Source organism: Cupriavidus sp. L7L (assembly GCF_004353535.1).
GTDB classification, from domain to species: Bacteria; Pseudomonadota; Gammaproteobacteria; order Burkholderiales; family Burkholderiaceae; genus Cupriavidus; species Cupriavidus oxalaticus_A.
Window position 1 is genome coordinate 121,322 of the sequence record NZ_SMNY01000022.1, and the last position, 18,608, is coordinate 139,929.

At 68.0% G+C, this 18,608-nt stretch carries 17 protein-coding genes; 5 read left to right on the plus strand and 12 right to left on the minus strand.

Annotated features, from left to right (window positions below; genetic code table 11):
* Positions 1 to 30: 30 nt before the first annotated feature.
* From E1J61_RS20050 to E1J61_RS20100, 12 genes are all read right to left on the minus strand, one after another.
* Positions 31 to 588 (minus strand): Rrf2 family transcriptional regulator, encoded by a 558-nt coding sequence (locus E1J61_RS20050; protein ID WP_133095769.1) that lies wholly within the window; start codon positions 586 to 588, stop codon positions 31 to 33.
* A gap of 70 nt (positions 589 to 658) precedes the next feature.
* A complete protein-coding gene (locus E1J61_RS20055) occupies positions 659 to 2,044 on the minus strand; it encodes an efflux transporter outer membrane subunit (protein WP_243736930.1) in 1,386 nt (461 codons plus the stop codon).
* A complete protein-coding gene (locus E1J61_RS37850; RefSeq protein ID WP_243736931.1) occupies positions 2,001 to 2,423 on the minus strand; it encodes a biotin/lipoyl-binding protein in 423 nt (140 codons plus the stop codon). The genes E1J61_RS20055 and E1J61_RS37850 overlap by 44 nt, the downstream gene beginning before the upstream one ends.
* A gap of 300 nt (positions 2,424 to 2,723) precedes the next feature.
* Positions 2,724 to 4,475: an FAD-dependent oxidoreductase gene (locus tag E1J61_RS20060; protein WP_133095770.1), complete on the minus strand. Its 1,752-nt coding sequence runs from the start codon at positions 4,473 to 4,475 to the stop codon at positions 2,724 to 2,726.
* Positions 4,476 to 4,729: 254 nt separating this feature from the next.
* Positions 4,730 to 5,791, minus strand: coding sequence for a phosphotransferase (locus tag E1J61_RS20065; RefSeq protein ID WP_133095771.1), 1,062 nt, complete (start codon positions 5,789 to 5,791; stop codon positions 4,730 to 4,732).
* Between the two features lie 45 nt (positions 5,792 to 5,836).
* Positions 5,837 to 7,306, minus strand: coding sequence for an NAD(P)(+) transhydrogenase (Re/Si-specific) subunit beta (locus E1J61_RS20070; protein ID WP_133095772.1), 1,470 nt, complete (start codon positions 7,304 to 7,306; stop codon positions 5,837 to 5,839).
* The gene (locus E1J61_RS20075; protein ID WP_133095773.1) at positions 7,303 to 7,653 is read right to left on the minus strand and encodes an NAD(P) transhydrogenase subunit alpha; all 351 of its coding nucleotides are present in this window, start codon (positions 7,651 to 7,653) and stop codon (positions 7,303 to 7,305) included. The genes E1J61_RS20070 and E1J61_RS20075 overlap by 4 nt, the downstream gene beginning before the upstream one ends.
* 16 nt (positions 7,654 to 7,669) lie before the next feature.
* Entirely contained in the window at positions 7,670 to 8,788 is a 1,119-nt protein-coding gene (locus E1J61_RS20080) for a Re/Si-specific NAD(P)(+) transhydrogenase subunit alpha (RefSeq protein WP_133095774.1), read from the minus strand.
* Positions 8,789 to 8,841: 53 nt separating this feature from the next.
* Positions 8,842 to 9,636: a TauD/TfdA family dioxygenase gene (locus E1J61_RS20085; protein ID WP_133096031.1), complete on the minus strand. Its 795-nt coding sequence runs from the start codon at positions 9,634 to 9,636 to the stop codon at positions 8,842 to 8,844.
* A 26-nt stretch (positions 9,637 to 9,662) separates the two neighbouring features.
* Positions 9,663 to 10,634, minus strand: coding sequence for a zinc-binding dehydrogenase (locus E1J61_RS20090; protein WP_133095775.1), 972 nt, complete (start codon positions 10,632 to 10,634; stop codon positions 9,663 to 9,665).
* A 47-nt stretch (positions 10,635 to 10,681) separates the two neighbouring features.
* Positions 10,682 to 11,047: a hypothetical protein gene (locus E1J61_RS20095; RefSeq protein WP_133095776.1), complete on the minus strand. Its 366-nt coding sequence runs from the start codon at positions 11,045 to 11,047 to the stop codon at positions 10,682 to 10,684.
* Positions 11,037 to 11,498, minus strand: coding sequence for a hypothetical protein (locus E1J61_RS20100; RefSeq protein ID WP_133095777.1), 462 nt, complete (start codon positions 11,496 to 11,498; stop codon positions 11,037 to 11,039). The genes E1J61_RS20095 and E1J61_RS20100 overlap by 11 nt, the downstream gene beginning before the upstream one ends.
* 219 nt (positions 11,499 to 11,717) lie before the next feature.
* Between E1J61_RS20100 and E1J61_RS20105 the strand changes: the two genes are divergently transcribed.
* The 5 genes from E1J61_RS20105 (at position 11,718) to E1J61_RS20125 (ending at position 18,583) form a co-directional block, all read left to right on the plus strand.
* On the plus strand, positions 11,718 to 12,008 hold the full coding sequence (locus E1J61_RS20105) for a UxaA family hydrolase (protein WP_133095778.1): 291 nt from the start codon (positions 11,718 to 11,720) through the stop codon (positions 12,006 to 12,008).
* A gap of 5 nt (positions 12,009 to 12,013) precedes the next feature.
* Entirely contained in the window at positions 12,014 to 13,168 is a 1,155-nt protein-coding gene (locus tag E1J61_RS20110; protein ID WP_133095779.1) for a UxaA family hydrolase, read from the plus strand.
* 6 nt (positions 13,169 to 13,174) lie between these two features.
* A complete protein-coding gene (locus E1J61_RS20115) occupies positions 13,175 to 13,879 on the plus strand; it encodes a GntR family transcriptional regulator (protein WP_133095780.1) in 705 nt (234 codons plus the stop codon).
* Positions 13,876 to 14,919, plus strand: a complete 1,044-nt coding sequence (locus E1J61_RS20120; protein ID WP_133095781.1) for an Ldh family oxidoreductase — start codon at positions 13,876 to 13,878, stop codon at positions 14,917 to 14,919. The genes E1J61_RS20115 and E1J61_RS20120 overlap by 4 nt, the downstream gene beginning before the upstream one ends.
* A gap of 91 nt (positions 14,920 to 15,010) precedes the next feature.
* Positions 15,011 to 18,583 carry an indolepyruvate ferredoxin oxidoreductase family protein gene (locus E1J61_RS20125; RefSeq protein ID WP_133095782.1) on the plus strand — a complete coding sequence of 1,191 codons (3,573 nt, stop codon included), beginning with the start codon at positions 15,011 to 15,013 and terminating at the stop codon, positions 18,581 to 18,583.
* The last annotated feature ends 25 nt before the right edge of the window (positions 18,584 to 18,608 follow it).

The window sequence follows — 18,608 nt, forward strand, 5'->3', positions numbered from 1 at the left end:
GGCAATGCCGGTGACCTGAACGCGCGGACCTCAGGCGTTCTTGCGTGAACCCCCGCGCGTGGGCGCAGTCCTTTCGCCCCGCCGGTTGGCCGCACGATCCGACAGCCAGTTGACAACCTGCACCCCGTAGCTGGCCGGCGTCTTGTCATTGACGCGCTGAGAAAGGTCGGCCAGGGTATGCCGTTTCAGTTCCGCTCGCATCGCCTTCTCCGCCGCCTGCATGACGGCGTGAATCGAACAAACGCCACGTGTCGCCCAACCCGGTGCGTCATCATTGAAGACGGCACAGCGGCCGCGGATCTCGAGGCAGTCGAACAGCGGCTTCTCGCCGTCGATCGCGACCACGACATCGTGAACGGTAATGTGGTTGGCAGGCCGCGCGAGCCGGAATCCGCCCTTGATGCCCTCCGTGGCGACTACCAGCTTGGCCTTGGCCAGCTTGGTGAACAGCTTGGCCAGGAAGTCGTGTGGAACGCCCTGAAGCTCAGCCAGGTCACGGACACTCGCCTCTTCCACAGCTGCCGGCGACCGCGTCAGGTACAGCAGGCAGTGGATGCTGTATTCAACGCCTGTACTGATTTGGGACATGGAATACTAGGACTTTGTATATCGTAGTTGAAATGCTATACAACTTCTGCGGGAACCGCAAGGCGCGCCGTCAGGATTGTTGCCGCTGGCTCCATCCGCCCCCGAGGCTGCGCACCAGCGACACCGTCGCCGCGGCACGCAAGCCTGCCACCGCATTAGCATCGCGCTGCGACTGCAGCACGGTGCGGTCGGCGTCGATCACGGTCAGGTAGTCAACGGCACCGGCATCGTAGCGGCTGCGCGAAATGCGCTGCGCCTGTTTCGCGCCGGCCAGGGCGCCGTCGAGCGCCGTGGCCTGCTGGCTGAGCCAGCGCACATCGGCCAGGCTGTCCTCCACCTCACGGAACGCCGACAGCACGGTCTGCCGGTAGCGCGCCACGCTCTCCTCGTGCGCGGCGCGGGTGCCAGCCAGGTTTGATCGGTTGCGGCCACCGTCGAGCACGGTCTGCGCCACCGTCGAACCGATCAGCGGGCCCAGCAGCCACGTGCGCGACGACCACTGGAACAGGTTCGACAGGTCCGAAGACTCGAAGCCGAACAGCGCCGTGAGCGAGATGCGCGGGAAAAACGCCGCGCGGGCGATGCCGATGCGCGCATTGGCTGCTGCCATCTGGCGCTCCGCCGCCGCAATATCGGGCCGGCGCTCGAGCAGTTCCGACGGCAGCCCCGCCGGCACGGCCACCGGAGCGGTATCGAACGGCCGGGCGGCGAGTCCGAACTGCGCGGGCGCCACGCCGGTCAGCACGGCCAGCGCGTGTTCCTGGTTGGCTCGGCGGCGTTCGATGCCGGCCAGGTCGGAGCGCGCCGTGCCCAGTTCGCTTTCGGCGCGGGCCGGATCCAGGTCGGTGGTCTCCCCTGCTTCGTAGCGCTTGCGCAGCAGCGACAGCGCGCCCTCACGCAGCCTGATCGTCGCATTGAGCAGCTCGCGGTCACTGTCCAGCGTGCGCAGCGCGAAGTAGGCCTGCGCCACGTCGGCCTGCAGCGCCAGCTGCACCGACCGGTACAGCTCCTCAGCACCCCGCTCGTCGGCGCGCGCGGCGTTCACGCTGCTGGCCACGCGGCCAAACAGGTCAAGCTCATAGCTGGCGAACGCACGGGCCTTGAGCACCGTCCGGGGCGCCACGCGCGCGCCATCGGGCAGCCCCTGCGAGGCGGCCGACGACTGGGAGCGCGTCGGGTCCAGGCCCACGCTCAGTTGCGGGTACCGGTCCGCCTCGGTGGCGCCGGTGAACGCACGCGCCTGCTTCAGGCGCGCCGCCGCCGCGGCCAGCTCCTGGTTGTGAGTGTTGGCCGCGTCGATCAGCCGGTCCAGATCGGCATCGCCAAACAGCTTCCACCGCGCGCCGCGGACGTCGGCCGACATCTCGCTGGCCGCGTTGATGCGCTCGTCGAACTCGCGCCGCGAGATCGCGTTATCGTCGAGCAGGCGTTGCGCGCGCCTTTTCGGTCTGCGCATGCGACGCCCGTACCTGCGCCGCAGCCAGCGCCGCCTCGGCGCGCGCCACTTCGGCCGCATAGGGGCGCGGATCGATCGTGAACAGCGGGTCGCCCTTCGTCACCATCGAGCCATCGCGGAAATGCACCGTTTCGATCGTGCCGGACACACGGGGACGGATCTCCACACGGTCCACGGCCTCGATGCGGCCCGAGAATTCATCCCATTCGGTGATGGTCTGGCCCACCACTGCCGCCACTTCCACAGCCGGTGCCGGCGGCGGCGTGGTGGCCTGCGCTTCCCCGCCGTGCCAGGGACGCAGCACGGAGGCTGCCACACCGGCCCCCAGCATTGCCACGAGGGCAGCGGCGAGCAGCGTTTGTCGAGACTTGCGATTCATCGTTCTTCACTCCATGCATCTTTGAGACTCTTGAGTCGATGCGCCCTTACCTCAATCCAGCCTCAAAACTGGAGGTCGCTGGTGCGCTGGTGGCCATAAAAGCTCCGATCGCCATTTCAGCGTACGGAACATGCAGTTCCCGACTCACCCAGGCAGCGCACCCTTGGCATATCGGCGGCACCCGAATGGACCATAACTACGATTCTATTAGTCGTAGTTATAAAGCACAAGCAGTTTTTGATGGTGCAGCGCTGCCCACCTGCATGTGCAGCAGCGGGATCTTGTCGCTGGGCTGGCCCCTCAGGCAGGCGTAGCCTGACGTGCGGTGCGTGCTTCTGTCAGTAAGCGATGAATCTGTGCGACCACGGCCGCGCCCTCGCCGACCGCCGACGCGACGCGCTTGGTGGAACCCGAACGTACGTCGCCGGTCGCGAACACGCCTTGCACGCTTGTCTGCAGCGGCAGGGCTTGCGACGGCGCATCGGCGACGTCGGGGCCCGTCAGCACGAAGCCCTTGTCATCGAGCGATACCCCGCAGGTCCGCAGCCACCCCGTGTTCGGCTCGGCCCCGATGAACACGAACAGGTGATGGGTCGTCATGCTGCCCTCGGCGCCTCCTGCGCCACGATAATGCACCCGTTCCAGTTGCGTCCTGCCTTCGAGCGCGCTGAGCTCGATGCGCGTATGCAATGTCAGGTTCGGCAGCGACTTGATGCGTTCCACGAGATAGCGCGACATGCTGTCGTCCAGCGTCGTGCCCCGGATGAACATGTGCACATGTTCGGCGTGCAATGAAAGGAAGACCGCCGCCTGTCCCGCCGAATTGCCGCCCCCGATCAGCAGAACGGGCTCGTTCCGGCACAACCTGGCCTCGAGCGGCGTTGCCCAGTAATAGACGCCGCCACCCTCGAAGCGCGCCAGGCCGTCCACCGCCGGACGTCGATACTCGGCGCCCGAGGCGATCACCACGGTGCGCGAGCAGATGCGTTGACCGTCGGCAAGCTCGACGACAAGCGGCTGCTTGTCGCAATACAGAGCCTTGACTTCGCACGGGATACCGATATGGGCGCCGAATTTCTGCGCCTGGACGAAAGCGCGGCTCGCCAGCTCGTGCCCCGTGATGCCGGTCGGGAATCCGAGGTAGTTCTCGATACGCGCGCTCGAGCCCGCCTGCCCACCTGGCGCACGACAGTCGAACACAACCACGGACAAGCCTTCGGATGCTGCATAGACAGCGGTCGCCAGTCCGGCGGGCCCGGCGCCGATGATTGCCACATCGTAGACGTGGCTCGGCTTGAATTCCGGCACCAGTCCCAGGCACGATGCAAGCTGCCCGACATCCGGATTCCGCAAGGTAGTGCCGTTGGGACAGACTACCAGCGGAAAGTCGTCAGGCTGGGGCGTCAGGTGCTCGAGCAGTGCAATGGCATCCACATCGGCTTCGGCGTCGAGGGCCATGTATGGAAAGCCATTGCGCCGCAGGAAATCCTGTAGCGCCAGCAGGCGCGGATTGCCGGCAGCGCCGACGATCACGAGCCCGCGCCCACGCTCGACCGCCAGCGCACGCCGCAGGATCAGCGCGCGCATGATTTTCTCGCCGATATCGGCTTCCCGAATGATCAGTGCGCTGAGGTCATCCGGTCGCAGCAGCAACGCGTCAACATCTTCATCGACGTGCGCATCCACCACAGCCGGCTTGCTCGATAGTTGCGTGATATCCGAAGTAAATTCGCCGTGCTGCGTATAGATGTGGATGATCCGCTTTTCACGCAGGCCTTCGGGAGCAACGATGCGGACCTTCCCCGAGAGGATGACGAATACACCGGGACACGTATTGCCAACCCGGTACAGATATTCCCCACGAGCGTAGTGGCAGACGCTGGCGAAGCGCCGCACCCGTTCGATTTCCGCTTCCGTCAGGACCGGGAACATCTGCTGATAACGAGGGTGTTCCCGCACGCTGGAGTCCTCGGCATCGCCGCTGGCGTACTGCTCCCCGCCCGGCACTTCCCGGGCATGCATGTCGCCTTCCGCATTCGATTCGATGCTCATCGCTAATCCCCCTGCTTGGCACTGCCACGATCACTATAGGTGAGGTGGCTGCAAGCATGGGACGGTTCCGGCGGCTGCCGCCGGGACCTCGGGGGCCGCGCATCGATGAAGAGCAGAGCGCTGTCGTTCACAGCTTGCCATGTACCGTTGGCGACACTGCACAGCCTGTGAGTTCCTGGCGGCCCTGACCGCGGGGCTGGCACAGGAAGCACCTCATGAGGCGGATCGAAAGAAATCTTCAGCGCTTGGTACCGCTACCGGCCCGCAGCACCATAGCGCAACGCGAACTGCCAGCCCAGCTCGGCCAGCGGCACGGCCTTCCGGCCCGTCTCCATGGCATCGGCCGCGGCCGCGTTGCCCTGGCGGGCGCGCTGGCCGATGCCGTGCATGATCGCCGCGAGCCGGAAGAAGTTGTAGGCAAGATAGAAGTCCCAGTGTTCGAGCGCGTGCGTGCCGTTGCTCTCGCCATACCAGCGCAGGTAGGCCTGCTCGTCCGGAATGCCGAGCGCCTGCAGGTCCAGTCCGCCGATGCCGCGCCACAGGTCGGCCGGGATATGCCAGCTCATGCAGTGGTAGGCCAGGTCAGCCAGCGGGTCGCCCAGCGTGGACAGCTCCCAGTCCAGCACGCCCAGCACGCGCGGCTCGGTCGGGTGGAACACCAGGTTGTCCATGCGGTAGTCGCCGTGCACGAGGCAGGTCCGGTCGGCATCGGGAACGTGGTGCGGCAGCCATTCGGCCAGCGCCGCCAGTGCCGGGTTGCCGTCCATGCCGGCATCGCGGCACTGGGCGGACCAGCGTGCGAGCTGGCGCGCCACGTAGCCGCCGGTGCGCCCGTAATCCTGCAGGCCGGCGGCGCGGTAGTCCACCCGGTGCAGCGCGCCGATCACGCGGTTCATCTCGCGGTAGTGGGCGGCGCGCCGCCCGCGTGCCACACCGGGCAGCGACTGGTCGTAGACGACGCGGCCCTGCAGGAAGTCCATCACGTAGAACGCGCTGCCCACGACGGCGAGGTCCTCGCTGTACAGGTGGACCCGCGGCACCGGCACGTCGCTGTCGCGCAGCGCCTGCATGACGCGGAACTCCCGGTCGATGGCATGCGCCGATGACAGCAGCTGTCCCGGCGGCCTGGTGCGCAGCACGTACTGCTGCGCACCGCACGCGATCCGGTAGGTCGGGTTGGACTGGCCGCCCGCCAGGCGCTCCAGCGTCAGCCGGGGCTGCGCGATCAGGCCTTCGCGGTGCAGCAGCGCCGCCAGCGCGGCGTTGTCGAATCCCGTGCCGCCTGCGTCGGGCGGTGCCGCTTGGGCTGCTTGCATCGATTCGTTCTCCGTGTGGCCTTCGTTGTCGGCTTGCCGCGCGGCTCAGGCAGCCTTGACCATGTCCTCGACCACCTTCTTGGCGTCGCCGAACACCATCATGGTCTTGTCCATGTAGAACAGCTCGTTGTCCAGGCCGGCATAGCCGGCCGCCATCGAGCGCTTGTTGACGATGATGGTCTTGGCCTTGTACGCCTCCAGGATCGGCATCCCGGCGATCGGCGACTTGGGATCGGTCTTGGCCGCCGGGTTGACCACGTCGTTGGCGCCCAGCACCAGCACCACGTCGGCCTGGCCGAACTCGCTGTTGATGTCTTCCATCTCGAAGACCTGGTCGTACGGCACCTCGGCCTCGGCCAGCAGCACGTTCATGTGGCCCGGCATGCGGCCGGCCACCGGGTGGATCGCGTACTTCACGGTCACGCCCTTCTCGGTCAGCTCTTCGGTCAGTTCCTTCAGCGCATGCTGCGCGCGCGCCACGGCCAGGCCGTAGCCGGGGACGATGATCACGGTCTCGGCGTTGCCCATCAGGAAGGCGGCATCGTCGGCCGAGCCGGACTTCACGTTGCGCTGGGCCTGCCCGGCCGGACCGCTCGCGGCGGCGGCGTCGCTGCCGAAGCCCCCGAGGATCACATTGAAGAACGAGCGGTTCATCGCGCGGCACATGATGTACGAGAGGATGGCGCCGCTTGAGCCCACCAGCGAGCCGGCGATGATCAGCATCGGGTTGTTCAGCGAGAAGCCGATGCCCGCCGCCGCCCAGCCCGAGTACGAGTTCAGCATCGACACCACCACCGGCATGTCGGCGCCACCGATCGGGATGATGATCAGCACGCCCAGCACGAAGGCGATCGCCAGCATGACCAGGAACGGCTCCCACGCCTGTGTCAGGAAGAAGGCGATGCCGAAGCCGATCATTGCCACCGCCAGCAGCAGGTTGAGCCAGTGCTGGCCGGCGAACACCACCGGCGCGCCCTGGAACAGGCGGAACTTGTAGCGCCCGGCCAGCTTGCCGAAGGCGATCACCGAACCGGAGAAGGTGATGGCGCCGACGAAGCAGCCGATGAACAGCTCGATCCGGTTGCCCAGCGGAATATCGTTCGAACCGACCGGCGCGATGCCGAATGCCGCAGGCTCCGCTACCGCGGCCACCGCGATGAACACCGCCGCGAGACCGATCAGCGAGTGCATCGCCGCGACCAGCTCGGGCATCCTGGTCATTTGAACCTTGCGCGCCACGTAGGCGCCGATGCCGCCGCCGACCACCAGCGCCGCCAGGATCAATGCCAGCCCGCTGCCGGTGTTGCCGGCCTCGCCCGCGCCCGCCAGCACCTCGTTCTTCAGCTTCAGGATCAGCGCCACCGTGGTCAGCGCGGCCACCAGCATGCCCGCCATGCCGAAGGCATTGCCGCGCCGTGCCGTGGTCGGGTGCGACAGCCCCTTCAGCGCCTGGATAAAGCAGACCGATGCGCCCAGGTAGGACAGCGTCACCAGATTCATCGACAGGCCGTTCATCGCGCCACCTCCGCCAGCTTCCCGCCGGCCTGCGCGCTGTCCTGCGGCGGTGCCTTCGGTGCCTTCTTGCGGAACATCTCCAGCATGCGCTGCGTGACCAGGAAGCCGCCGAACACATTGACCGCCGCCAGCGCCACCGCCAGCGTGCCCATGGCCCGGCCGACATTGCCTTCGGTCAGTCCTGCGGCCAGCATCGCGCCGACGATGATGATGGCCGAGATCGCATTGGTCACCGCCATCAGCGGCGTATGCAGCGCGGGCGTGACGGTCCAGACCACGTGGTAGCCCACGTAGATCGCCAGGACAAAGATGATCAGGTTGATCACCGTGTGGCTAACCATTTCCATTGAGGTCTCCTTTGAATCAGCCGGCCAGCGCCGCTTCCTTGCGTCCCGCCACCAGGCAGGCGGCGACGATGTCGTCTTCGAGGTTGAGCGTGAACTGGCCATCCTTGTCGACGACAAGCTTGAGGAAATCCAGCACGTTGCGCGCATAGAGCGCCGAGGCGTCGGCCGCCACCATGCTGGCCAGGTTGGTATGGCCGATGAGGGTGACGCCATGGCGCTCGACCACTTCGTCGGCCACCGTCAGCGGGCAGTTGCCGCCCTGCGCCGCGGCCAGGTCGACCACCACCGAGCCCGGCTTCATCTGCTGCACGGTCGCTTCCTGCAGCAGCACCGGCGCCTTGCGGCCCGGGATCAGCGCGGTGGTGATGACGATGTCGGCCTGGATCGCGCGCTGGTGCACCAGCTCGGCCTGGCGCTTCATCCAGTCCGGCGGCATCGGCCGCGCATAGCCGCCCACGCCCTGCGCGATCTCGCGCTCTTCGTCGGTCAGGAACGGCACGTCGAGGAACTTGCCGCCGAGCGATTCGATCTGCTCCTTGACCGCGGGGCGCACGTCGGACGCTTCGATCACCGCGCCCAGGCGCTTGGCGGTGGCAATCGCCTGCAGGCCGGCGACGCCGGCGCCCAGGATCAGCACGCGTGCGGCCTTGACGGTGCCGGCGGCGGTCATCAGCATCGGCATGAAGCGCTGGTAGTGGTGCGCGGCCACCAGCACGGCCTTGTAGCCGGCGATGTTGGCCTGCGACGACAGCACGTCCATGCTCTGCGCGCGCGTTGTGCGCGGCGCGGCCTCGAGTGCGAACGCGATCACGCTGGCTGCCGCCATGCGCGCGTTGTTCTCGGCATCGAAGGGATTGAGCATGCCCACCAGTACGGCCCCCGGCTTCATCTGTGCCAGTTCCGCGTCGTCGGGCGCGCGCACCTTGAGCACCAGCTGTGCCCCCAGCGCTTCGGCAGCGGTGCCGATGGTGGCGCCGGCCGCTTCATACGCGCCGTCGGGCTGGCTGGCGCGAACGCCGGCGCCGGCCTGCACGATGACCTTGTGGCCCTGCGCCACGTACTTCTTTACGGTCTCCGGCGTCGCGGCAACACGCGCCTCCCCCGCCCGCGACTCAGTCGGGATCCCTATCAGCATCTTCATTCTCCGGATTGGCGCCGCATGGCGGCGCCGGTCTGTGGCGTTGCGGCTCAGCGCGGCACTTCGCCTTCCAGCGTGACGCGGTTCAAGACACGTTCGGCATTGCCGTAGTCGTGCACCGCGTAGTGCATGGTGCAGCGGTTGTCCCACATCAGCACATCGCCCTGCTGCCACATATGGCGGTAGACGTTGTCGGGCGAGACCGAATGCTCGTAGAGGAAGTCGAGCAGTGGCCGGCTCTCCGCCTCGGTCATGCCCTCGATGCACTGCGCGGTATCGGGATGGCCGACGTACAGCGCCTTGCGGCCGGTTTCCGGGTGAGTGCGCACGATCGGATGCACGGCGGTGGGAACCTTGTCGGAGCCGGTCATTTTGGCCAGCCGCGCGCCGGAGAAGCGGCAGCGCAGCCCTTCGATCATGCGCTGCATCGCCGGCGACAGCCGCTCGTAGGACACGTACTGGTTGCACCACATGGTGTCGCCGCCAACCGGGATGGTGACCGCCGACAGGATCGAGATCTTGGGCGGCACCTCGGTGTAGATCGAGTCCGAATGCCAGGCCTCGGTCGACGCGGTCTCCTTGGGAATCTTGGTCACCTGGGCCAGCTCCGGGAACTCTGTCAGGCCCTTGAGCAGCGGGTTGCCCTGCACCGGCTTGCCCCAGCGCCGCGCGAAGGCGACCTGCGCCGCGGGCTGCAGGTGCTGGCCGCGGAATACCAGCACACCGTATTCCAGGAATGCGCGGTGCAGGATGTCGAAGCTGGCATCGTCGAGCGGCTGGTTCAGGTCGACGCCGGTCACGGCGGCACCAACGGAACCGGTCAGCGGCTGGATCTGGATGGTCATCATGTCTCCTCGTCTTTTCTGTGGAATCAGTCTGCAAGCAGCACAATCTTGCCCACGTGCTGCTCTTGCTTCATGTAGGCATGCGCGGCGGCTATATCGGTCATGGCAAAGGTGCGATCGATTGGCAGCCGCACGCGCCCCGCGCGCAGGAACGGCAGCATGTCGCGCGCGCAGGCCTGGATGCATTCCAGCCGCTCCTGTTCGGTGCGGGTGCGGAAGGTCACGCCGATCAGCTGCAGGCGCTTGAGCCAGAGCTGCGTCAGGTCGATCTGCGCGGTTGCGGAACCCAGCCGCGCGATGTTCACCAGCCGGCCCTTGACCGCCAGGCTTTGCATATTGGCTTCGAACAGCGGGCCGCCGACCGTGTCGATGATGATGTCGACACCCTTGTCGCCGGTGGCCGCCATGACCGCCGCGACCTGGTCCTCGCGCGAGGCATCGATGCCCACGTCCACGCCGAACTGGCTGATCTTGTCGAGCTTGGCCGCCGAGCGCGACGACGCGATCACGGGGCGCGCGCCCATCAGCGAGGCGATCTGGATCGCCGCCATCGCCACGCCACCCGAGGCGCCGTTGACCAGCACCGATTCGCCCGCCACCAGCCGGCCGTTGGTGACCAGCGCATCATGCGCGGTGATAAAGACATTGGGAAACGCCGCGGCATCGATCCACGACAGCCCGTCCGGCACCGGCATCAGCGCCAGCGGCTCGGCCACCACGTACTCGGCCTGGCAGCCGCGGCCATGACCCATCACGCGGTCGCCCTTGCGCCAGCCGCTGACGCCCGCGCCAACGTCGGCCACCTCGCCGGCAAACTCGACGCCGGCGGTGATGGTATTGCCCGAGCGCAATTCCTTCGCCTGGTTGATCTCGCCCCGGTTCAGGCCGGCGGCGCGCACCCTGACCAGCACCTGCCCCGCCGCCGCCACCGGCACCGGGATATCCTGCACTTCGACCTTGCCGCCCTCCGGGCCCGGCACTACGCGGACTGCCTTCACTGTTGTCTCCTTTCCCGATTGATCCCTGTGCTGCCCTATGCACTGCCTTATGTGCTACCAAGCGCCGTCGCCCTGATCAGCGACAGCAGTTCCAGTGCGCGCTCGGCGGCTGCTTCACCGCCGGGGTGGTTGCCGCGCACGAACGGCACGCGGCTGTCCTCGATCGCGGCCAGCGCATGCAGCGGCCGTTCCGCCGCCACCGCCAGCCGGCGGAATTCATTGACGGTCAGCAGGTAGCTGTGGAACACGTCCGCCTGCGGGGGCGTGGTGCCGAGCTTGTGCAGCAGCGCGTTGAGCCAGTGCGTGCCGGCCAGCATCGCGCCTTCGATCAGCATCTCGTAGTCGGCGCTGGTGCACTTCTGCAGCGATGCCTCGATGCCGCGCGCCATCGCCATGTGGCGTTCAATATCCATCCCTTGCTCCTTCCAGTCGCGCCGCCAGCAGCGCCAGGCAGCGGCGCAGCGCCGCATCGCAGACTTCGGCAATGGCCGGGGTGGGTTCAAGGCCCTCGCGCAGGCAGGGATCGCGGTAATGCTCGATCTCCTCCATCGCCGCCATCATCGCCGCGATGTCGGCAGGCACCGGTGCCTCGACCTTCGGCCGGCCCACATGGAGCACGTCGCCCAGCGGACCGAACGCCGGCCTGAGGCTGCCATCGGGCTGCGGCACCAGGTAGACGCCTGGCTGCGTGGGAAACCTGTCGTCATCCTGCGTGACGCCCGCGTGGTGCAGCGCCGCGTTCACGGCATGGGTGCCCGCGGTCATGCCTGCCCAGAACCAGAGGCCGAAATCCTGCTGCGGATCGAGCCGCGCACGCAGCGCCTGCAGCCGCCCGATCTTCTCCTGGTGTGACCGAACCTTCATGCCTGTCTTCTCCAGTGGGTTCGCGGTGTCGATAAACCGGCGCCGACACCGCCGCCGTTGTCATGACGATAGACAGCAGAGATGCCGGTGTCAACAAACTTCTATATAGGACTTCCATGGATAGAGTAGTGGTTTCCTCGTAGAACCCGCAATTTTTCTTGACCATACGCCGGCCGGTTCCCTACAGTTGGCCTCAACACCTATACAGGAGTTGATCAAATGCCGCGAGCCATCGTACTGAACCCGGCCGACAACGTGGCCACCCTGCTGGGCACCGGCAATGCCGGCGAGGCCTGCGTGCTGGAAGGCGAGCGCGCCGGCACGCTGGTGCTGCTGCAGGACGTGCCGTTCGGCCACAAGATCTGCATTGCCGACACGGCGGCGGGCGCCACCATCGTGAAATACGGCCAGGTCATCGGCCGCGCCAGCCGCGCGGTGCGCGCCGGCGAACACATGCATGTCCACAACATCGAGTCGGCGCGTGCCCGCGGCGACCTGCACAAGGGGTAAAGCAGATGACAACAACCTTCCTCGGATACCCGCGCGAGAACGGCGCGGTCGGCGTGCGCAACTGGGTCGCGGTGGTTTCCGTGATGGACAACTGCAACCCGGTGACCCGGACCATCGCGCGCACCGTGGGCGGCTGCATCCCGGTGACGACGCTGTTCGTGCGCGGGCAGTTCGGCGCCGACCTGGACTTCGCCTTCGAGTCGCTCGCCGGGCTGGGCCGCAATCCGAATATCGCGGCAGTGCTGCTGGTCGGCCTGGAAGAGTCGTCGACCGAGGAAGTGGCGCGCCGCATCCGCAGCACCGGCAAGCCGGTCGAACGCGTGCACCTGCAGCCCGACGGCACGGTCGCATGCATTGCCGACGGCACGCGCAAGGCCGCGCGGCTGTCGCTGGCGGCGTCGAGGGCGCGGCGCGTGCCGTGCCCGGTGTCGTCCCTGGTGATCGGCGTGGAGTGCGGCGGCTCGGACACGACATCCGGGCTCAGCTGCAATCCCGTGATCGGCCGCATGGCGGACATGGTCGTGGCGGAGGGCGGCACCGTGATCATCTCCGAGACCTCCGAGTTCATCGGCGCCGAGCACCTGTTTGCCGAGCGCGCCACCGATGGCCGCGTGCGCGAGGCCTTCGTCACCGCGGTGCGCAACATGGAACACCTGGCGATCTCGCGCGGCGTGGACATGCGCGAGGACCAGCCCTCGCCCGACAACAAGCGCGGCGGCCTGACCACGGTCGAGGAAAAGGCGCTGGGCGCGATGGCCAAGGCCGGCACCAGCCCCCTGGTGGGCGTGCTGCGCTACGGCGAGGCACCGCAGAAGAAGGGCTTGCATTTCATGGACGCACCGGCCGCGGCAGTGGAAAATCTCACTGCGCTGGCTGCCGGCGGATGCCAGCTGACCTTCTTCGGCACGGGGGTGGGCAATCCGATCGGCAGCATGGTGGCACCGACGGTCAAGGTGTGCGGCAACGTCAATACCCTGCACACCATGGCCGACAACATTGACTTCGACGTCAGCGGCGTCCTGCAGCACGGGGACAAGATCCCTGACCTCGGCGAGCAGCTGTACGGCTATGCGATCGATGTCGCATCCGGCACGCGGCTGACCAGCGAGGTGCTCGATATCCGGGAGACCGCGATCAGTCGATTCGCCCTGAGCCTTTGAACGACCATGACCAAACTTAGCAGCGTCTCCGACGCCATCATCCGCTCCATCGAGTCCGGCGCCCTGCGCGAAGGCGACCGGCTGCCCTCCGAGGGCGAGCTGGCCACCTTCCACGGGGTCAGCGTGGGCACGGTGCAGAAGGCGCTGGCGCGGCTGACGCACTCGGGGCTGATCACGCGCGAGCAGGGCCGCGGCACCTTTGTCTCGGGCACCCGGGTGGCGCCGGCCGACGTGCGCTACCTGCGCTTTCGCGACGAGCAGGGCAACGAGCTGCCGTCCTATGTGCACGCCCGCTCGGTCAAGCGCGTCAAGCGCCAGGGTCCCTGGTCCGAATTCCTCGGCGGCGATGGCTGCGTGCGCATCGAGCGCGTCATCAGCGTGGGCGGGCGCCTGGACCTGTACAGCGAGTTCTGGATGCGCGACGAAGACTTCGCCCAGCTCGGCGGCCTGGACCGCGAGGCGCTGGAGAAGAACCTGCGCGAGCTGATCGGCCAGCGCCTGTCGCTGCCGACGCTGCGCGTGGACCAGTGGATCCGCTTCGGGCCGGCCCCAGCCACGGCGGCGCGCGAGATCGGGCTCGAACCCGACGCGCCGGCCTTCATCATGGAGCTGCGCGGCTACACGCTGCGCGACCAGCCGCTCTACTACCAGTCGGTCTATGCCGCCCCGTTCTCGGAGCGCCTGATGATTGTCAGGGAGAAGTCAACATGACGAGCCGTACCATCCTTCGCACTGCAGACCAGCTCACGCACTGGACCGCGGCCATCTTCGAAGCGTGCGGCGTGGCGTCCGGCCATGCGCACGAGGCCGCCGCCGGGCTAGTGCGCAGCGAGCTGCGCGGCTACAGGACCCATGGCCTGACCCGGGTGCCGTCCTACGTCGAGCGCCTGCGTGCGGGCGACTTCAACCCGCGTCCGCGGATGTCGCATCGCGCCTTCCCGGGCGGGATCGTGCTCGATGCCGATGGCGCCATGGGCCAGGTTGCGGCGCCGCACGCGGTGCGGCTGGGCCTGCAGGCGCTCGAGCACAGCGCCAGCGTGCTGGTCGCGGTGCAGTCGTGCGGCCACCTGGGCGCGCTGGGCCTGCCGGCCCTGCAGGCCGCCGAGACCGGCGCCTTCTGCATGGTCGGCCAGCGCACTCCGCCGATGCTGGGCATGGAAGGCTTTGCCCGCCCGGCGCTGGGCCACAACCCCATCGCTTTCGGCTGCCCGCTGCCGGGCGCGGCGCCGATCGTGTTCGACGTGGCCTGCAGCGTCGCCGCGCGCGGCCATATCCTGCTGGCCGCGCGCGCAGGCAAACCCATCCCGGAAGGCTGGGCGCTCGATGCCGACGGCCAGCCCACCACCGATGCCAGGCGCGCGCTGGAGGGCTCGCTGCTGCCCATGGGCGGGCACAAGGGCATCGGCATCGCCATGATGGTGGAATGCCTGGCCGGCGCCATGGCCGCCACCGCCGACTCGCTGTCGCCGGAGCGCAATACCGTCTCCGGTGCCGGCGCGGTCGGCCGCCAGGGCGGCTTTGTCTGGCTGGTCAAACCCGAGGCCTTCGCCGGCCAGCAGCTCTTTGCCGACTACATGGCGCAATGGACCGGCAACTACCTTGCCGCCGGCGGTGCCGACGCGCGCCTGCCCGGCCATCGCGGCGACCTGCTCGAGCGCGAAGGGCGCCAGCACGGCATTGCCTTGCCCGATGCCTTAGCGCGGGAGCTGGACACGCTCGGCCAGGCGCTGGGCATCCCCCTGCCCGGGTAACCGGTTTTCTTTTCCGTCTTGCCGAAGATCCGGGTGCCATGCGCACACCGGCTGGCCCCCTTCAACCCTGCTTGCCTGAAAAACCGCCACTATGAATGCCCCCATGCCCCCCGATGCGGCCCGCCAGGCCCTGGCCGCTGTGTCGATCGATGACAAGTACGCGCTGGAGTCCGGCCGTGCCTATATGAGCGGCGTACAGGCGCTGGTGCGCCTGCCGCTGCTGCAGCGCCGGCGCGATGCCGCGGCCGGCCACAACACCGCCGGCTTTATCTCCGGCTATCGCGGCTCGCCGCTGGGCACCTATGACCAGGCGCTGTGGCAGGCGCGCGCGCACCTGGCCGCCAGCAACGTGGTGTTCAAGCCCGGCGTCAATGAAGAACTCGGCGTCACGGCGGTGTGGGGCTCGCAGCAACTGGAGTTCGATGCCGCCAGCAGGAAGTTCGATGGCGTCTTCGGCATCTGGTACGGCAAGGGTCCCGGCGTGGACCGCAGCGGCGACGCGCTCAAGCACGCCAACCTGGCCGGCACCGCGCCGCTGGGCGGCGTGATCGCGCTGGCTGGCGACGACCACGTGTCCAAGAGCAGCACGCTGGCGCACCAGAGCGACCACACCTTCATGGCGTGCGGGCTGCCGGTGTTCTTCCCGGCGAACGTGCAGGACATCCTCGACCTGGGCGTGCATGCCTTTGCGATGAGCCGCTTCAGCGGGCTGTGGTCGGGCATGAAGACGGTGCAGGAAGTGGTGGAATCGGGCGCCTCGGTGGTCACCGACGCCGACCGCGTGCGCATCGTGCTGCCGGAGGATTTCACGCAGCCCGCCGGCGGCCTGCATATCCGCTGGCCCGACGACCCGCTCGCGGCCGAGGCGCGCATGATGGAGTTCAAGTGGCCGGCGGCGCTGGCCTACGTGCGCGCCAACCGCCTCAACCGCAATGTGATCGAGGGTCCCGATGACCGGCTGGGCATCATTGCCAGCGGCAAGGCCTACAGCGACACGCGCCAGGCGCTGCTGGACCTGGGGCTGGACGATGCCGCCTGCCGCGCCCTCGGCATCCGCCTGCACAAGGTCAGCGTGGTGTGGCCGCTGGAGCCGGACAGCGTGCGCGACTTCGCGCGCGGCCTGCGCGAGGTGCTGGTGGTCGAGGAAAAACGGCCTGTGATCGAGCAGCAGCTCAAGGACGAGCTCTACCACTACCCGCCCGCGGCGCGCCCCGCCGTGTTCGGCAAGTACCACCACAGCGACGGCAATGGCGGCGAGTGGAGCCACCGCAAGCCCGCCGAAGACTGGCTGCTGCGCGCCAAGGCCGACCTGTCGCCGGCGCTGGTGGCCAAGGCCATCGCGCTGCGGCTGAAGGCACTGGGCGTGCCGGCCGACATGGCCGCGCGCATGGACCAGCGCCTGCAGGAGATCGCCGCCGCCGAACGCGCCACCGCGCAGGGCGACAGCCGCGCCACCGACCGCCTGCCCTGGTTCTGCCCCGGCTGTCCGCACAACACCAGCACGCGCGTGCCGGAGGGCTCGGTGGCGACCGCCGGCATCGGCTGCCACGGCATGGTGGTGTGGATGGACCGGTCCACCACCTCGTGGTCGCAGATGGGCGGCGAAGGCGTGCACTGGATGGGCCAGGCGCCCTTCAGCAAGCGCGCGCACATGTTCGCCAACCTGGGCGATGGCACCTACAACCACTCTGGCCTGCTGGCGGTGCGCCAGTCGATCCACGCCGGTGTGAACCTGACCTACAAGATCCTGTTCAACAGCGCGGTGGCCATGACCGGCGGCCAGCCGGTCGACGGCCAGCTCGACGTGCCGGCAATGACGCGCGAACTGGCCGCCGAGGGCGCGCGCCAGATCGTGGTGGTGACGGACGAGCCGGGCAAGTACAAGGGTGTCGGCAACCTCGCGGCGGGCGTCACCGTGCGCCACCGCGACGAGCTGGACACCGTGCAGCGCGAGCTGCGCGAGGTCGCCGGCGTGACCGTGATCATCTACGACCAGGCCTGCGCCACCAAGAAGCGCCGCGAGCGCAAGCGCGGCACCATGGCCGATCCGGCCCGGCGCGTGGTCATCAACGAGCTGGTGTGCGAAGGCTGCGGCGACTGCTCGGTGCAGAGCAACTGCCTGGCCGTGCAGCCGGTGGAAACCGATTTCGGGCGCAAGCGCAAGGTCAACCAGGACACCTGCAACAAGGACTTCTCCTGCACCAAGGGCTTCTGCCCGAGCTTTGTCACGGTCGAAGGCGGCCAGCTGAAGAAGACCGCGAAGCCGGCCGGCGGCAAGGCCACGCCGCCGGCGATCCCGATGCCCGCGCTGCCGGATGCCGGCAAGCCGCAGCGCATCGTGGTGGCCGGCATCGGCGGCACCGGCATCGTCACCATCGGCGGCGTGCTCGGCATGGCTGCGCACCTGGAAGGCAAGGGCGTGATCACGCAGGACGCGACCGGCATGGCGCAGATGGGCGGCGCCACCTGGAGCCATATCCAGATCGCCGCCAGCCCCGACGCGCTGCACGCCAGCCGCGTCGACCTGGGCATGGCCGACCTGGTGATCGCCTGCGACACCGTGGTCGCGGCTGGCAAGGCGTCGCTGGCGGCGATGTCGGCACGGACCTATGTGGTGCTGAACAGCCACCTGACCCCCACCGCGGCATTCGTGCGCAACCCCGACTGGGATCCGCAGGCCGGCGAGGCGGTGGCGCGTATCGCGCGCGCCGTCGGCGAAGGGCAACTGGCCAGCTTCGACGCCGAGCAGGTCGCGAAGCAGCTGCTGGGCCAGTCGATCTTCGCCAACCTGCTGCTGCTCGGCTATGCCTGGCAGCAGGGCAAGGTGCCGCTGTCGCACGCGGCGCTGATGCGGGCCATCGAGCTCAACGGCGTGCAGGTGGAAAGCAACAAGGCGGCGTTCGAATGGGGGCGCCTGGGCGCGCACGATATGCCTGCTCTGCAGTCGTACCTGCCGTCGCAGCCGGACGGCTCGCAGGTGATCCAGTTCGTGCGCAAGGTGCCGCTGGCGGAACTGGCGGGCAAGTACGCCGGGTTCCTGGCCGGCTACCAGAACCGGGCCTATGCGGCGCAATACGAGTCGTTCATCAGCCGCGTCAGCGCAGCGGAATCGGTCGTCGGCGGCACCCGCCTCAGCGAAGCCGTGGCCCGCTCGCTGTTCAAGCTGATGGCCTATAAAGACGAATATGAGGTGGCGCGCCTGCACACCGGCGCCGCCTTCCGCGAGCAGATCGCGTCGATGTTCGAAGGCAAGGTCCGCCTGGTGCACCACCTCGCGCCGCCACTGCTGGCGCGCAGGAACCAGGACGGCGAGCCGGTCAAGGGGGCTTACGGCCCATGGATGCGCAACGCCTTCGGCGTGCTGGCCCGCCTCAGGGGCCTGCGCGGCACGCCGTTCGATCCCTTCGGCTACACGCAGGAACGCAGGCAGGAACGCGCGCTAATTGGCGAGTACCGCCGCAGCATCGAAGCCTTGCTGCCGGCACTTTCCGCGCACAACCTCGAACTGGCACTGGAGATCGCGCGGCTGCCGCAGGAGATCCGCGGCTACGGCCACGTCAAGGCGCGCAATCTGGCCGCCACCCGCATCCGCTGGGAGCGGTTGATGGCGCAGTGGCACGCGGGCGGCACGCAGGTTCCGGCGCGGACCAGCGCGGCGGCATAGGCAAGCTCAAACAGCATCCACCACA

Coding starts and splice junctions, on each gene's coding strand:
- E1J61_RS20050 (WP_133095769.1), bottom strand. CDS start 588: ATGTCCCAAATCAGTACAGGCGTTGAATACAGCATCCACTGCCTGCTG.
- E1J61_RS20055 (WP_243736930.1), bottom strand. CDS start 2,044: ATGCGCAGACCGAAAAGGCGCGCGCAACGCCTGCTCGACGATAACGCG.
- E1J61_RS37850 (WP_243736931.1), bottom strand. CDS start 2,423: ATGAATCGCAAGTCTCGACAAACGCTGCTCGCCGCTGCCCTCGTGGCA.
- E1J61_RS20060 (WP_133095770.1), bottom strand. CDS start 4,475: ATGAGCATCGAATCGAATGCGGAAGGCGACATGCATGCCCGGGAAGTG.
- E1J61_RS20065 (WP_133095771.1), bottom strand. CDS start 5,791: ATGCAAGCAGCCCAAGCGGCACCGCCCGACGCAGGCGGCACGGGATTC.
- E1J61_RS20070 (WP_133095772.1), bottom strand. CDS start 7,306: ATGAACGGCCTGTCGATGAATCTGGTGACGCTGTCCTACCTGGGCGCA.
- E1J61_RS20075 (WP_133095773.1), bottom strand. CDS start 7,653: ATGGAAATGGTTAGCCACACGGTGATCAACCTGATCATCTTTGTCCTG.
- E1J61_RS20080 (WP_133095774.1), bottom strand. CDS start 8,788: ATGCTGATAGGGATCCCGACTGAGTCGCGGGCGGGGGAGGCGCGTGTT.
- E1J61_RS20085 (WP_133096031.1), bottom strand. CDS start 9,636: ATGACCATCCAGATCCAGCCGCTGACCGGTTCCGTTGGTGCCGCCGTG.
- E1J61_RS20095 (WP_133095776.1), bottom strand. CDS start 11,047: ATGGATATTGAACGCCACATGGCGATGGCGCGCGGCATCGAGGCATCG.
- E1J61_RS20100 (WP_133095777.1), bottom strand. CDS start 11,498: ATGAAGGTTCGGTCACACCAGGAGAAGATCGGGCGGCTGCAGGCGCTG.
- E1J61_RS20105 (WP_133095778.1), top strand. CDS start 11,718: ATGCCGCGAGCCATCGTACTGAACCCGGCCGACAACGTGGCCACCCTG.
- E1J61_RS20110 (WP_133095779.1), top strand. CDS start 12,014: ATGACAACAACCTTCCTCGGATACCCGCGCGAGAACGGCGCGGTCGGC.
- E1J61_RS20115 (WP_133095780.1), top strand. CDS start 13,175: ATGACCAAACTTAGCAGCGTCTCCGACGCCATCATCCGCTCCATCGAG.
- E1J61_RS20120 (WP_133095781.1), top strand. CDS start 13,876: ATGACGAGCCGTACCATCCTTCGCACTGCAGACCAGCTCACGCACTGG.
- E1J61_RS20125 (WP_133095782.1), top strand. CDS start 15,011: ATGAATGCCCCCATGCCCCCCGATGCGGCCCGCCAGGCCCTGGCCGCT.